Source organism: Pseudomonas sp. BBP2017 (assembly GCF_003024385.1).
GTDB lineage: Bacteria > Pseudomonadota > Gammaproteobacteria > Pseudomonadales > Pseudomonadaceae > Aquipseudomonas.
Window position 1 is genome coordinate 1 of record NZ_PVZN01000029.1, and the last position, 13,211, is coordinate 13,211.

General features: G+C 60.2%; 11 protein-coding genes and 5 tRNA genes. 4 read left to right on the forward strand and 12 right to left on the reverse strand.

The window, feature by feature from the left end:
• Nucleotides 1-178: 178 nt before the first annotated feature.
• From C6382_RS23010 to gltX, 10 genes are all read right to left on the reverse strand, one after another.
• Entirely contained in the window at nucleotides 179-625 is a 447-nt protein-coding gene (locus C6382_RS23010; protein ID WP_107026614.1) for an Hsp20 family protein, read from the reverse strand.
• A gap of 114 nt (nucleotides 626-739) precedes the next feature.
• On the reverse strand, nucleotides 740-1,699 hold the full coding sequence (locus tag C6382_RS23015) for a tRNA-dihydrouridine synthase (RefSeq protein WP_107026615.1): 960 nt from the start codon (nucleotides 1,697-1,699) through the stop codon (nucleotides 740-742).
• Between the two features lie 49 nt (nucleotides 1,700-1,748).
• A complete protein-coding gene (locus tag C6382_RS23020; protein ID WP_107026616.1) occupies nucleotides 1,749-2,189 on the reverse strand; it encodes a thioesterase family protein in 441 nt (146 codons plus the stop codon).
• 44 nt (nucleotides 2,190-2,233) lie between these two features.
• Nucleotides 2,234-3,067: an alpha/beta fold hydrolase gene (locus C6382_RS23025; RefSeq protein WP_107026617.1), complete on the reverse strand. Its 834-nt coding sequence runs from the start codon at nucleotides 3,065-3,067 to the stop codon at nucleotides 2,234-2,236.
• Between the two features lie 27 nt (nucleotides 3,068-3,094).
• Nucleotides 3,095-3,634, reverse strand: coding sequence for a TetR/AcrR family transcriptional regulator (locus C6382_RS23030; protein ID WP_107026618.1), 540 nt, complete (start codon nucleotides 3,632-3,634; stop codon nucleotides 3,095-3,097).
• Nucleotides 3,635-3,812: 178 nt separating this feature from the next.
• A tRNA-Glu gene (locus tag C6382_RS23035) sits at nucleotides 3,813-3,888 on the reverse strand.
• Nucleotides 3,889-3,932: 44 nt separating this feature from the next.
• Nucleotides 3,933-4,008: transfer RNA gene (locus C6382_RS23040), tRNA-Ala, on the reverse strand.
• Nucleotides 4,009-4,061: 53 nt separating this feature from the next.
• A tRNA-Glu gene (locus C6382_RS23045) sits at nucleotides 4,062-4,137 on the reverse strand.
• Between the two features lie 79 nt (nucleotides 4,138-4,216).
• Nucleotides 4,217-4,292 (reverse strand) — tRNA-Ala (locus tag C6382_RS23050).
• A gap of 300 nt (nucleotides 4,293-4,592) precedes the next feature.
• Nucleotides 4,593-6,074, reverse strand: a complete 1,482-nt coding sequence (gltX, locus tag C6382_RS23055; RefSeq protein ID WP_107026619.1) for a glutamate--tRNA ligase — start codon at nucleotides 6,072-6,074, stop codon at nucleotides 4,593-4,595.
• Nucleotides 6,075-6,218: 144 nt separating this feature from the next.
• On the opposite strand from gltX, the gene C6382_RS23060 reads away from it, so the two are divergent.
• Entirely contained in the window at nucleotides 6,219-7,268 is a 1,050-nt protein-coding gene (locus C6382_RS23060) for an HlyD family secretion protein (protein WP_107026620.1), read from the forward strand.
• A gap of 49 nt (nucleotides 7,269-7,317) precedes the next feature.
• On the forward strand, nucleotides 7,318-8,808 hold the full coding sequence (locus C6382_RS23065) for an MDR family MFS transporter (RefSeq protein WP_178082828.1): 1,491 nt from the start codon (nucleotides 7,318-7,320) through the stop codon (nucleotides 8,806-8,808).
• A 60-nt stretch (nucleotides 8,809-8,868) separates the two neighbouring features.
• On the opposite strand, the gene uvrB is transcribed toward C6382_RS23065, so the two are convergent.
• Entirely contained in the window at nucleotides 8,869-10,884 is a 2,016-nt protein-coding gene (uvrB, locus tag C6382_RS23070) for an excinuclease ABC subunit UvrB (RefSeq protein WP_107026622.1), read from the reverse strand.
• 307 nt (nucleotides 10,885-11,191) lie between these two features.
• Here uvrB and C6382_RS23075 point away from each other — a divergent pair, with 307 nt between their 5' ends.
• Both C6382_RS23075 and C6382_RS23080 read left to right on the forward strand, forming a co-directional pair.
• Nucleotides 11,192-12,388 (forward strand): amino acid aminotransferase, encoded by a 1,197-nt coding sequence (locus C6382_RS23075; RefSeq protein WP_107026623.1) that lies wholly within the window; start codon nucleotides 11,192-11,194, stop codon nucleotides 12,386-12,388.
• A gap of 62 nt (nucleotides 12,389-12,450) precedes the next feature.
• Nucleotides 12,451-12,526, forward strand: a tRNA-Asn gene (locus tag C6382_RS23080).
• Between the two features lie 116 nt (nucleotides 12,527-12,642).
• Here C6382_RS23080 and C6382_RS23085 read toward each other — a convergent pair.
• A complete protein-coding gene (locus C6382_RS23085) occupies nucleotides 12,643-13,203 on the reverse strand; it encodes a DUF1285 domain-containing protein (protein WP_107026624.1) in 561 nt (186 codons plus the stop codon).
• Nucleotides 13,204-13,211 lie beyond the last annotated feature (8 nt).

Consider the following 13,211-nt stretch of genomic DNA (forward strand, 5'->3'; position numbering starts at 1 on the left):
GATCTGATCAACCACTGCCAATTTAAAAGACAGCGAGTAATCACGCTGAGTACGCTTAACACCTTGCGCCATCTGGATCTCCGGAAATTCGGGATGGGAGGTGTAAACCATATTCAGGACGGGACACGCGAACAAAAAAGGGCACCCGAAGGTGCCCTCTTTCACAACATCACCACACTCAGTTCAGCGCAGGCTTGCTATCCCCATTGATCGGGATGCGCTTGGCCTTGGCCTCTTCCGGCACAATCCGCAGCAGGTCGATGCTGAGCAGACCATTAGCCAACCCGGCAGCCTTGACCTCGATATGGTCAGCCAGCCGGAACGATAACTTGAACGCCCGCTGGGCAATGCCCTGATGCAAGTAAGTAACGCTTTCATTGTTACTGTCACGCTTGCCGCCGATGACGGTCAATACGCCCTTTTCCACTTGCAGGTCCAGGTCTTGTTCCTGGAAGCCCGCTGCAGCAACGACGATTCGATAATGGTCTTCGCCATGTTTTTCAACGTTGTAGGGAGGGTAGCTGCTACCCGCCTCATTACGCGCCGCAGATTCGAACAGGTCATTGAAACGGTCGAAGCCTACGGAATGACGGAACAGTGGAGCCAGAGAAAAAGCAGTAGTCATGATACATCTCCTGAAATCAGCGAGGTTGTGTAGTAGCGCGACCCGACTTCGGCATCGCGTACTCCTTAGATAAGGACACTCGCCTGCGTTTCAAGCAACCCTGCGAAAAATTTTTCAGGCCGCCGCACTGACCGGTATGCCGATCAACTGGCCAACGCGATCGCAGTCGGTTTCCCGGCGCAGTTCAGTAAACAACGCTACAGCCTCAGGATAAGTACGGGTCAGCATCGCCACCCATTGTTTCAAGCGTCCCGGCGCCTGGCGCGGCGTCATCTGCGCCCGGGCCTGGCCCCAGAAGTCCTGGATCAACGGCAGCAAGCTGTGCCAGTCCATCGGCACAAACTCGACGCCGTCGCGTTCAGCAGCAATCTGCCGAGCCAGGTCCGGGCGCGAAACCAGGCCGCGGCCGAGCATGATATCTTCGACACCGCTGACTTCGCGGCAACGGCGCCAGTCTTCAAGGGTCCAGACTTCGCCGTTGGCATACACCGGCACCTTGACCACGTCCTGCACCTTGGCCACCCACTCCCAATGGGCCGGCGGCTTATAGCCATCCACCTTGGTCCGCGCATGCACCACCAACTGCTCGGCACCGCCTTCGGCCAGCGCAAGGGCGCAGTCCAGGGCACCATCAGGGCTGTCGAAGCCCAGACGCATCTTGGCCGTCACCGGAATATGCGCAGGCACGGCGCGGCGTACTTCACGCAGGATGGCGTGGAGCAGCTCTGGCTCCTTGAGCAACACCGCCCCGCCTCGGGATTTGTTCACAGTCTTGGCCGGGCAACCGAAGTTCAGGTCGATCACCGGTGCACCCAGCTCGCAGGCCAGCACCGCGTTCTCCGCCAGGCAGACCGGATCAGAGCCGAGCAACTGCACGCGCAAGGGCACCCCGGCCGCAGTCTGCGCACCCTGGCGCAATTCAGGCGCCAACTTGTCGAAGGTGGCCGCCGGCAACAGCCGGTCGCAGACGCGAATGAACTCGGTGACACACCAATCGATACCGCCCACCTGGGTCAGGACGTCACGAAGGATATTGTCGACCAGCCCCTCCATCGGGGCCAGGGCAATTTGCATGGGTTGCATCTCGAGCGAAAAAGGCCGGCAGTCTAGCAAAATCCGTGGGCTACAGCGCTCCGGCCATCAGTGCCGGGCCGTAGCCGTCGATAAATTCGCTCGGCATACGCTTCGGCCGCCCAGTGGATAACTCGATGCAGACGAAGGTGGTTTGCGCACGCAGCAAGGTGGTGCCGTCACGAGGGCGCACCAGCTGGAAGCGTCGGCTCATCTTCAGGCGCTGGTCCCAGTCAACGATCCAGGTCGCCAACTGTAACTCGTCGTCTTCATACGCGGCCGCCAGATAGTCGATCTCATGACGCACCACGGCCATCGCCCGGTCCAGACGCCGGTACTCGGCCAGATCCAGCCCCAGACGCTGGGAATGACGCCAGGCACAGCGCTCCAGCCAGGTGACATAGACCGCATTATTGGCGTGGCCGAGGCCATCGATATCGTCGGCAGCGACGCGCAGATCAATCGTGAACGGTGTTGCCAGATCCCAACTCATGCCCGCTCCGGGTCGGTGATGAACGGGCAGAGTGTAACGGATGCTCAGGCCGATTGCCGCGCTGGCGCACGACGATGCGCCAGCAGCGCCATAACCCCTTCAATCAGTTGCGGGTCAGACAGTACGCGCTGATGGCCACCGCCAGGCAGCAGCAACAGACGACTGTCGAACCAGGCCCGATGAATTGCCTGAGCCTCGCTGGCCGGCACCAGACTATCGTCTTCAGCGTGCGCGATCAGGGCCGGGATTTCCAGCTGATAGCCACTGACATCCAGGCGCCCGATGGGAATGCCGACATCCCGCTCGATCTGGCGCACAAAGGCCGCCCGCGCCCGCGCCGGCATGCCCAGGTACCGGGCGAAGCGACGCAACACACCGAGCAACTGCGCCGGTGCGGCAACGCTCACCGCTGTCTCTGCGCGCAACCCCCACTGCAGGGCGAGCATGACGCTGGAACCACCCATGGAATGGCCGATTACCGCGCGCAACGGCGGCAACTCGGCAGCGGCCTCCAGCAGCGCTCTGGCAAACAACACGACATGCGCCTGATTGCCCGGTGAATGACCATGGGCCGGCCCCTCCAGGGCCACGGCGGTGTAACCGGCCTGCACCAGGGTATCGATCAGATGGGCAAACTGGGTTGGGCGCCCTTCCCAACCGTGCATCAACAACACGGTTGGCCCTTGCCCCCAACGCAGGGCAGACAGGCCAAAGCGCAAGGTAATGCGCTCGGCACGGGCCAGCAGTGGCAGTTCCCATTCGCGCGGCGGCAGGTTGCGCGGGGTCATGAAGGCACGGCGCATCTTGCCAGCAACATGCTCTGGTGCCAGCCGTCCGAGGGTGCCGTTGACGCTACGAATCCAGCTCAAGGTATTCATCGCTTCGCTCCGGTGGATGTCGCTCGATCAGACCACCGCCGATTTGGCGGCACGCAGGATACGGTCAGACAGCTCGCCTGTACCCAAGGCACGAGCCAAGGCCAGGCCACCAACCATCAGGGCCAGGTCGGCGAGGACCTTGTCGGCCTCTTCGGGGCTGTCGGCAAGATTTGCCATCATCAACTCAATGTGTTCGGCCAGAACCTGGCGGAATGCATCCGGCAAACGCGCCATCTCGCCCACTGCCGTGGGCAGCGGGCAGCCACGCTCGCTGGCATCACGGTGTTTGCGTGACAGGTAGAAAGCGGCAACCAGGGCACGACGCTCTTCGCCGCTCATGTTCGGGTCGACCTCGGCAAGCAATGCACGACGCTCTGCGAGCAATTGGCTGAAGGCTTCAAGCATCAGCGCGTCCTTGCTGTCGAAGTGCGCGTAGAAGCCCCCTACCGTGAGCCCAGCGGCGCCCATCACCTGGTTGACGCTGGGTTCGGCCGGGCCGCGCTGGATCAGCGCACTGCAGGCGGCATCAAGAATCCGTTCACGGGTTTTCGCCTTTTTGTCGTTCATGACCTGCCTCCGAATATTATGGATAAAATATTATTCTCATAATATTTTTCCGCAAGCTTTTTCCTCTGCCGCTTGTTGCACAGAGAAAGAAGAAGGGAAGGAGAACTTTTTTCGAGGCAAAAACAAAAGGCTCATTCAATAATCGAATGAGCCTTGAAATCCCACAAAGTGGGCAAAATGGCGTCCCCTAGGGGACTCGAACCCCTGTTACCGCCGTGAAAGGGCGGTGTCCTAGGCCACTAGACGAAGGGGACTTGTAACCTTCGTGCAGATCCGTTTTCACGAATCCTGGCAAAATTGGTGGAGCTAAGCGGGATCGAACCGCTGACCTCCTGCATGCCATGCAGGCGCTCTCCCAGCTGAGCTATAGCCCCAGATTTCTAGCCTCGCGGCCCAGCGAAGCGTTTCGGCATCGCTTGTGTAAAACTGGCGTCCCCTAGGGGACTCGAACCCCTGTTACCGCCGTGAAAGGGCGGTGTCCTAGGCCACTAGACGAAGGGGACGAACCTTCTTACCTTAACAACCCGGCTGCTGTAACCCGGTTGACTCCGCAGCCAGTGTAGCTGACTACGAATCGGAATTTGGTGGAGCTAAGCGGGATCGAACCGCTGACCTCCTGCATGCCATGCAGGCGCTCTCCCAGCTGAGCTATAGCCCCACAATGTCGCTTTGAACTGAATCGCTTGGCTGGGTGCTTCGCGCTTCGTTTCGTTCATCGCTGTGGACGGGGCGCATATTAAGATCGGATGGCGAACCTGTCAAATATATTTTCAACAAAATTCAAAAAAAATTTCCGAGATAACAAACACTTACCGTACCACTGCGGCAAACACCCCGGATTTACTGGGGTGAAGCCCTGTGGGAGCCGGCCTTGCCGGCGATCCAGACACCGCGCAATAGCTGGCACTGCGCGGATCCCATCGCCGGCAAAGCCGGCTCCTACACTGGAGAAGCGCTATCAGGCGATGGCGCCCAACAGCTTCTCCCACTCTTTGTTTTCTTTCTTCGACACACCACCGAGCAGGTCCAGGGCCTGGCGCAGGCGATAGCGGGTCAGGTCCGGGCCGAGGATTTCCATGGCGTCGAGCACCGATACCGAGCTGGCCTGACCGCTGATCGCAGCAAACATCAGCGGCATGGCATCACGCAGCTTCAGCTCCAGGGCCTCAACCACAGCCTGGATGCAACCGGTAATGCGGTCTTTTTCCCACTGACGCAGGCTTTCCAGCTTCCACAGGATCAACTGGATTACCTGACGCACCTGGTCAGCCGACAGTTTCTTGTGCTCGAAGAGTTTGGCATCGAGCTTGAGCGCACCTTCAAAGAAGAAGCCTCCCAGCGGAGCGATCTGGCTGAAGGTCTCTACCCTGCCCTGCACATGCGGCGCGATCTTCATCATGTAGTCGCTGTTGAACGCCCACTTCTGGACCCGCGCGGCGAATTCTTCCACCGGCAGGTCGCGCAGCCACTGGCCGTTGAGCCAGGACAGCTTCTCGATGTCGAAGATCGGCCCGCCCAGGGACACCCGTGACAGATCGAAGTGCTCGACCATCTCGGCCAGGGAGAACTTCTCGCGCTCGTCCGGCATCGACCAGCCCATGCGCCCCAGGTAGTTGAGCATGGCTTCCGGCATAAAGCCCATGCGCTCGTAGAAGGTCACCGAAGTCGGGTTCTTGCGCTTGGACAGCTTGCTCTTGTCCGGGTTACGCAGCAACGGCATGTAGCACAGGGTCGGCTGCTCCCAACCGAAGTATTCGTACAGCTTGATCAGCTTGGGTGCCGACGGCAGCCATTCTTCGCCGCGCAGCACGTGGGTGATACCCATCAGGTGGTCGTCGACGACGTTGGCCAGGAAGTAGGTCGGCAGGCCGTCGGTCTTCATCAGCACCTGCATGTCCATGCGGTCCCACGGAATCTCGACATCGCCACGGAGCATGTCCGGCACCACACAGACGCCTTCGCTCGGCACCTTCATGCGGATCACGTGCGGCTCGCCAGCGGCCAGGCGGCGCTGTACTTCTTCGGCCGACAACAGCAAGGCACGACCGTCGTAGCGTGGGGTCTCACCGCGGGCCATTTGCTCGGCACGCATCTGGTCCAGCTCTTCGGCCGTACAGAAGCACGGGAAGGCGTGGCCCATGTCGACCAGTTGCTGGGCGTACTGCTTGTAGATGTCGCCGCGCTCGCTCTGCCGATACGGGCCATGCGGGCCGCCAACGTCCGGACCTTCGCTCCACTCGATACCGAGCCAGCGCAAGGCGTCGAAGATTTGCTGTTCAGACTCGCGGGTCGAACGCAACTGGTCGGTATCTTCGATACGCAGGATGAACTCGCCGCCGTGCTGCTTGGCGAAGCAGTAGTTGAACAGGGCGATGTAAGCGGTGCCGACGTGGGGATCGCCAGTAGGCGAAGGCGCGATACGCGTGCGAACGGTGGTCATGAGAGTCTCGAACTAGAGATGAATCAAAGGCTGGATGTTAACAGGGAGCGGGCATCCGGCTCCAGCAATGGGCGTGATCGCCACTTGTGGCGATGGATCCAAACACGGTTAAATTTGCTTACATTTTTGGAACGATAGTACCCCATGCCCGCCCAACTCAAACGCCGCCTGCTGGTTTTCCTGACCCTGATTCTGTTCATCGCCCTCGCCTTTCTCGCTCATTGGTATGTCAAAGGACGCTTCTACGAGAGCACCGACAACGCTTATGTACAGGGCGAAATCACCCGGGTCTCCAGCCAGCTCAGCGCGCGCATCGACGACGTATTGGTTCAGGACAACCAGCATGTGGCCAAGGGCGATCTGCTGGTGCGCCTTGAGCCGGACGATTTCCGCCTGGCGGTGGAGCGCGCCCGCGCCGCCCTCGACACCCGCGAAGCCGAACGCCTGCAAGCCGAAAGCCGCCTGACCCAACAAGCCAGCCTGATTGCCGCAGGCCAGGCCCAGGTCACCGCCAACCAGGCGACCCTCGGTCGCGCCGAACTGGACCTCAATCGCGCCCAGGCCCTGCGCAAACCTGGCTATGTCTCGGAAGAACGAGTGACCACCCTGTCAGCGGAAAACCACGTCGCCCGCTCGCAAGTAAGCAAAGCCCTGGCTGACCTTCAGGGCCAGCGCCAGCAGGTCAATGCGCTGAGCGCTGAAATCAAGCGCCTCGACGCACAGATCGTCAATGCCCGTGCCGAGCTGGCCCAGGCCGAGCTGAACCTGACCCGCAGCGAGATTCGCGCGCCGATCAGCGGCATGATCGGCCAGCGCGCCGCCCGTAATGGCCAGGTGGTACAGGCTGGCGCCTACTTGCTGTCGATCGTTCCGGACCAGGACATCTGGATTCAGGCCAACTTCAAGGAAACCCAGATTGGCCGCATGCTGCCGGGTCAGACAGCCGAACTGGTGTTCGACAGCTACCCTGACACGCCGATCGCGGCCCGGGTCGACAGCCTGTTCGCCGCCTCCGGCGCCCAGTTCAGCCTGTTGCCGCCCGACAACGCCACCGGCAACTTCACCAAAGTGGTACAGCGCATTCCGGTGAAGCTGACCTTCGCCGCCGACAATCCGCTGAGCGGCAGGATCCGGCCGGGCATGTCGGTCACCGCCACCGTGGACATCCGGGACACTACCGACAATGGCCGGTGATGCGCTGATCCGTCCCGTCGGCGAACCCAGCCGACGCGACTGGATCGCGGTGCTGAGCGTTATGCTCGGCGCCTTTATGGCAGTGCTCGACATCCAGATCACCAACGCCTCGCTCAAGGACATCCAGGGCTCGCTCTCGGCCACCCTGGAGGAAGGTTCGTGGATCTCCACTTCGTACCTGGTGGCCGAGATCATCATGATTCCGATGACCGCCTGGCTGGTGCAATTGCTGTCGGCGCGGCGCCTGGCGGTATGGGTGTCACTGGGCTTTCTGGTGTCGTCATTGTTGTGCTCCATGGCCTGGAACCTGGAGAGCATGATCATCTTCCGCGCGATGCAAGGCTTTACCGGCGGTGCGCTGATTCCCCTGGCCTTCACCCTGACCCTGACCAAGCTGCCCGAGCACCACCGCGCCAAGGGCATGGCGATGTTTGCCATGACCGCCACCTTCGCCCCCTCCATCGGCCCTACCCTGGGTGGCTGGCTGACCGAGAACTGGGGCTGGGAGTACATCTTCTACATCAACATCCCGCCCGGCCTGATCATGATCGGTGGCCTGCTGTACGGCCTGGAAAAGAAAGAAGCACACTGGGAACTGCTGAAAAGCACCGATTACGCCGGCATCGTCAGCCTTGGCGTCGGCCTTGGTTGCCTGCAGGTGTTCCTTGAAGAAGGCCATCGCAAGGACTGGCTGGAGTCGAGCCTGATCGTCGGCCTCGGCAGCATCGCCCTGCTGAGCCTGATCAGCTTTGTGATCCTGCAGTTTTCCAAACCCAATCCGCTGATCAATCTGCGCATTCTCGGCAACCGCAATTTCGGTTTGTCGAGTATTGCCAGCCTGGGAATGGGGGTGGGCTTGTATGGCTCGATCTACCTGTTGCCGCTGTATCTGGCACAAATCCACAACTACAACGCTTTGCAGATCGGCGAAGTGATCATGTGGATGGGGGTTCCCCAGCTGTTTCTGATTCCGCTGGTGCCGCAGTTGATGAAGGTGATTTCACCAAAGATTCTCTGCACCCTGGGTTTTGGCCTGTTCGGCCTGGCCAGCTTCGGTTCCGGGGTACTCAACCCGGATTTTGCCGGCGAACAGTTCAACCACATCCAGATCATCCGCGCCCTTGGCCAACCGATGATCATGGTGACCATCTCCTTGATTGCCACCAGCTACATCCTGCCCCAGGATGCCGGCTCGGCATCGAGCCTGTTCAACATCCTGCGTAACCTTGGCGGCGCCATCGGCATTGCCCTGCTGGCGACCCTGCTGGATGCGCGAACCAAGGTGTACTTCGACTATTTGCGCGAGTCCGTCGTACCGAGTAACCCACAGGTGGCAGAACGCCTGGCGCAGCTGGCGGAACATCTGGGTAGCGATAATGCGGCGTTGGGCAAGCTGAGTGAAATCACCCACCAGCAAGCGATGATCATGGCCTACAACGATGCCTTCCATTTTGTTGGCATCGGTTTGGCGATCAGTATGGTTGCGGTGTTGCTGACGCGGAAGTTGCCGCTGGGGTTGAAGGCAGGCGAAGCTCATTGATCGCATCGCGGGGCAAGCCCGCTCCCACTGTGGGAGCGGGCTTGCCCCGCGATGAGGACCTCAAACCGTAAGTAAACGTTCGCGCAACGCAGTAATTTCATCACGCATCTGCGCCGCTGCCTCGAACTCCAGGTCCCGCGCCAACTGGTACATCTTCTCTTCCAGCAGCTTGATCCGCTTGGCAATCTCGCCAGGTGAGCGCAACTCGGCTTCGTAGCGCGCGCTTTCTTCGGCGGCTTTGGCCATGCCCTTGCGCTTCTTGCTGCGCGAGCCAGGCACGTTGGCGCCTTCCATGATGTCGGTGATGTCTTTGACCACGCCCTTGGGCACGATGCCGTTGGCGGCGTTGAAGGCGATCTGTTTGTCACGGCGGCGCTCGGTTTCGCCGATCGCCCGCTGCATCGAACCGGTCATATTGTCGGCATAGAGGATCGCCCGGCCATTGAGGTTACGCGCCGCGCGGCCGATGGTCTGGATCAGCGAGCGCTCAGAACGCAGGAAGCCTTCCTTGTCGGCATCGAGGATCGCCACCAGCGACACCTCAGGCATATCCAGGCCCTCACGCAGCAAGTTGATCCCCACCAGCACATCGAAGGTCCCCAGGCGCAGATCGCGGATGATCTCGACGCGCTCCACGGTATCGATGTCCGAGTGCAGGTAGCGCACCCGCACGTCGTGATCGGCGAGGTAGTCGGTAAGGTCTTCGGCCATGCGCTTGGTCAGGGTGGTGACCAGCACACGCTCTTCCACTGCAACACGCTTGCGGATTTCAGAGAGCAGGTCGTCGACCTGGGTGGTGGCCGGACGCACTTCAACCTGAGGATCGACCAGACCAGTCGGCCGCACCACCTGCTCTACGACCCGACCGGCATGTTCAGCTTCATAATTTCCGGGCGTGGCAGAAACGAAGATCGTCTGTGGACTGACGTTTTCCCACTCGTCGAAACGCATCGGCCGGTTGTCCAGCGCCGATGGCAGACGAAAGCCGTACTCGACCAGGGTTTCCTTGCGCGAGCGGTCGCCCTTGTACATCGCGCCCACCTGGGGAACGCTGACATGCGACTCGTCGATCACCAGCAATGAATCAGCCGGCAGATAATCGTAGAGGGTCGGTGGCGGCGCTCCGGCCGGACGACCGGAGAGGTAGCGCGAGTAGTTCTCGATGCCGTTGCAGTAACCCAGTTCGAGGATCATTTCCAGATCGAAACGGGTGCGCTGTTCCAGGCGCTGGGCTTCGACCAGCTTGTTGGCCTTGTGCAGGTATTCCAGACGCTGCTGCAGTTCTTCCTTGATGCCCTCCACCGCTTCAAGCAGGGTTTCGCGCGGGGTCACGTAGTGGCTTTTGGGGTAGAAGGTGAAACGCGGCAACTTGCGGATCACCTCGCCGGTCAGCGGATCGAAGGCGGCAATGTTCTCCACTTCGTCATCGAACAGTTCGATGCGAATGGCTTCAAGGTCCGATTCGGCCGGGAAGATGTCGATGACATCGCCACGCACGCGAAAGGTGGCGCGGGCAAAATCCATTTCGTTGCGGGTGTACTGCAAATCAGCCAGACGACGCAACAAGGCACGCTGCTCAAGCTTGTCGCCACGGTCCACGTGCAGGACCATCTTCAGGTAGGTTTCCGGGCTGCCCAGACCGTAGATGCACGACACCGTGGTGACGATGATCGCATCGCGACGCTCCAGCAGCGCCTTGGTCGCCGACAGGCGCATCTGCTCGATGTGGTCGTTGATCGAGGCGTCCTTCTCGATGAACGTGTCGGACGACGGTACATAGGCTTCGGGCTGGTAGTAGTCGTAATAGGAGACGAAATACTCCACGGCGTTGTTGGGGAAAAACGCCTTGAACTCGCCGTACAACTGCGCCGCCAGGGTCTTGTTCGGCGCCAGCACCAGGGTTGGCCGCTGCACCTGGGCGATAACGTTGGCGATGCTGAAAGTCTTGCCCGAGCCGGTCACCCCGAGCAGGGTCTGATGCGCCAGGCCCGCCTCAATCCCCTCGACCATCAGACGAATGGCTTCGGGCTGATCGCCGGCCGGCTGGAAACGGGTGACGAGCTGGAACTCGGACATGACAAACCTCTATGTTTTGCAACGTTTTAATCGCAGACGCTGGCAACTGTATTTATAGACAGTAGTTATACCGAATTTGTGCTCTTGAGCGCCAGTTTCAACGCAATGGCGTGGGTATTTCTGATTATGGACCGGTCAATTCGACTAACGGTCGAAAAATAATCGGCGAAACAGCAGGAAAAGCTGCGTCAGACTGTCGCCGTGACCGATGGGTATCACTATACTGACTCCCCGTTTGTGCACCGCTCTAGTGCATTCGACTGGAGCGTGCGACCTCTTCCACTCTCCATTCAGAGCCAAGGTAATAATGAGCCTGTTTTCCGCTGTCGAGCTGGCACCACGCGACCCCATTCTGGGCCTCAACGAAGCTTTCAACGCCGATACCCGTAGCAACAAGGTCAACTTGGGAGTAGGTGTTTACTGCAACGAGGAAGGGCGTATCCCACTGCTGCGTGCAGTGATCGAAGCCGAAACCCAGCGCGCTGCCCAGCACGCTTCCCGCGGCTACCTGCCGATCGATGGCATCGCCGCCTACGACCAGGCCGTACAGAAGCTGCTGTTCGGTGCCGAGTCGCCGCTGCTGGCGGCTGGCCGGGTTATCACCACCCAGGCCGTTGGCGGTACCGGCGCCCTGAAGATTGGTGCCGACTTCCTCAAGCAGGTTTCGCCAAACGCCGTAGTGGCCATCAGCGACCCGAGCTGGGAAAACCACCGCGCCCTGTTTGAAACCGCTGGTTTCCCGGTACAGAACTACCGCTACTACGACGCCGCTACTCACGACGTCAACCGCAGCGGCATGCTCGAAGACCTCAACGCCCTGCCGTCCGGCTCGATCATCGTGCTGCACGCTTGCTGCCATAACCCGACCGGCGTCGACCTGAGCCTGGACGACTGGAAAAACGTCCTCGAAGTGGTCAAGGCCAAGGGCCACGTGCCATTCCTCGACATGGCCTACCAGGGCTTTGGCGACGGCATCTACGAAGACGCCTTCGCCGTGCGCCTGTTCGCCGAGTCGGGCCTGAACTTCTTCGTCTCCAGTTCGTTCTCCAAATCCTTCTCGCTGTACGGCGAGCGCGTTGGCGCACTGTCGATCATCACCGAATCCAAGGAAGAGAGCGCGCGCGTGCTGTCGCAGGTCAAGCGCGTGATCCGCACCAACTACTCCAACCCGCCAACCCACGGCGCCACCATTGTCGCCACCGTGCTCAACAGCCCGGAGCTGCGTGCGATGTGGGAAGCAGAACTGGGCGAGATGCGTCAGCGCATCCACGGCATGCGCAAGCAGATGGTCGAGCTGCTGGCCGAGTACGGCGCCCAGCAGGACTTCAGCTTCGTCGCTCGCCAGTGCGGCATGTTCTCCTACTCGGGCCTGAGCGTCGATCAGGTGTCACGCCTGAAGAACGAGTTCGGCATCTACGCCCTGGATACCGGTCGCATCTGCGTGGCCACCCTGAATCAGAGCAACATCCATGTGGTGACCAAGGCTATCGTCGAGGTCCTGTAACTGACATTTTGCTCGGGGGAGGCTTGACTTCCCCTTAGCAATCAGTAAGATACGCCACAGATTCCGCGATAGCTCAGTCGGTAGAGCAAATGACTGTTAATCATTGGGTCCCAGGTTCGAGTCCTGGTCGCGGAGCCAAACACCTGAAAAACCTCCAGTTGCGTTAAGCACTGGAGGTTTTTTCGTTTCAGGCCTTGGAACACGCCCCACACCTGACAGGCCGCCGATCTTCCACCAGCGACCCACTCACCGAATCAGCTGCGGCCAATAGGGTAAAAGCTGCCACCGCTCCACACCCCCAGCCATTGCTGACCATCGATCTGCCGCGGCTCGGCCAGCTCCACCAATTGATAGAACACATTGCGATGAATCAGCGCTTCAAGATTGCTGCGCATGTGCACGTAAGGTGAAGGCTCTTGAGTGTGCGGATCGACCTCGAAACGCAGGGGGTGCTCAGGACCGGCCTCGACCTGATCCTCAACATTGCTGGTGAAGCGCAGTACCTGCTGCTCACCGCAGCCCTGCACCTCCACCGCCACTGCCACAAATGGCGCATCATCGACCTTGATGCCGACCTTCTCTGCCGGTGTCACCAGGAAGTAGTCGTCGCCATCGCGGCGGATGATGGTGGAGAACAACCGGACCATCGGCTTGCGCCCGATCGGCGTACCCAGGTAGTACCAGGTACCGTCACGGGCGATGCGCATGTCGATATCGCCACAGAAGTCCGGATTCCACAGATGCACCGGTGGCAGCCCTTTCTCGGACTTGGGAATCTGCGCGAGCAGATCATTGGCCTTGCCGGTATCTGTCATCACCTTCT

What these genes read in the sequence shown, in the direction of transcription:
- C6382_RS23010 (WP_107026614.1), bottom strand. Translation starts at nt 625, where the DNA reads ATGACTACTGCTTTTTCTCTGGCTCCACTGTTCCGTCATTCCGTAGGC.
- C6382_RS23015 (WP_107026615.1), bottom strand. Translation starts at nt 1,699, where the DNA reads ATGCAAATTGCCCTGGCCCCGATGGAGGGGCTGGTCGACAATATCCTT.
- C6382_RS23020 (WP_107026616.1), bottom strand. Translation starts at nt 2,189, where the DNA reads ATGAGTTGGGATCTGGCAACACCGTTCACGATTGATCTGCGCGTCGCT.
- C6382_RS23025 (WP_107026617.1), bottom strand. Translation starts at nt 3,067, where the DNA reads ATGAATACCTTGAGCTGGATTCGTAGCGTCAACGGCACCCTCGGACGG.
- C6382_RS23030 (WP_107026618.1), bottom strand. Translation starts at nt 3,634, where the DNA reads ATGAACGACAAAAAGGCGAAAACCCGTGAACGGATTCTTGATGCCGCC.
- gltX (WP_107026619.1), bottom strand. Translation starts at nt 6,074, where the DNA reads ATGACCACCGTTCGCACGCGTATCGCGCCTTCGCCTACTGGCGATCCC.
- C6382_RS23060 (WP_107026620.1), top strand. Translation starts at nt 6,219, where the DNA reads ATGCCCGCCCAACTCAAACGCCGCCTGCTGGTTTTCCTGACCCTGATT.
- uvrB (WP_107026622.1), bottom strand. Translation starts at nt 10,884, where the DNA reads ATGTCCGAGTTCCAGCTCGTCACCCGTTTCCAGCCGGCCGGCGATCAG.
- C6382_RS23075 (WP_107026623.1), top strand. Translation starts at nt 11,192, where the DNA reads ATGAGCCTGTTTTCCGCTGTCGAGCTGGCACCACGCGACCCCATTCTG.
- C6382_RS23085 (WP_107026624.1), bottom strand. Translation starts at nt 13,203, where the DNA reads ATGACAGATACCGGCAAGGCCAATGATCTGCTCGCGCAGATTCCCAAG.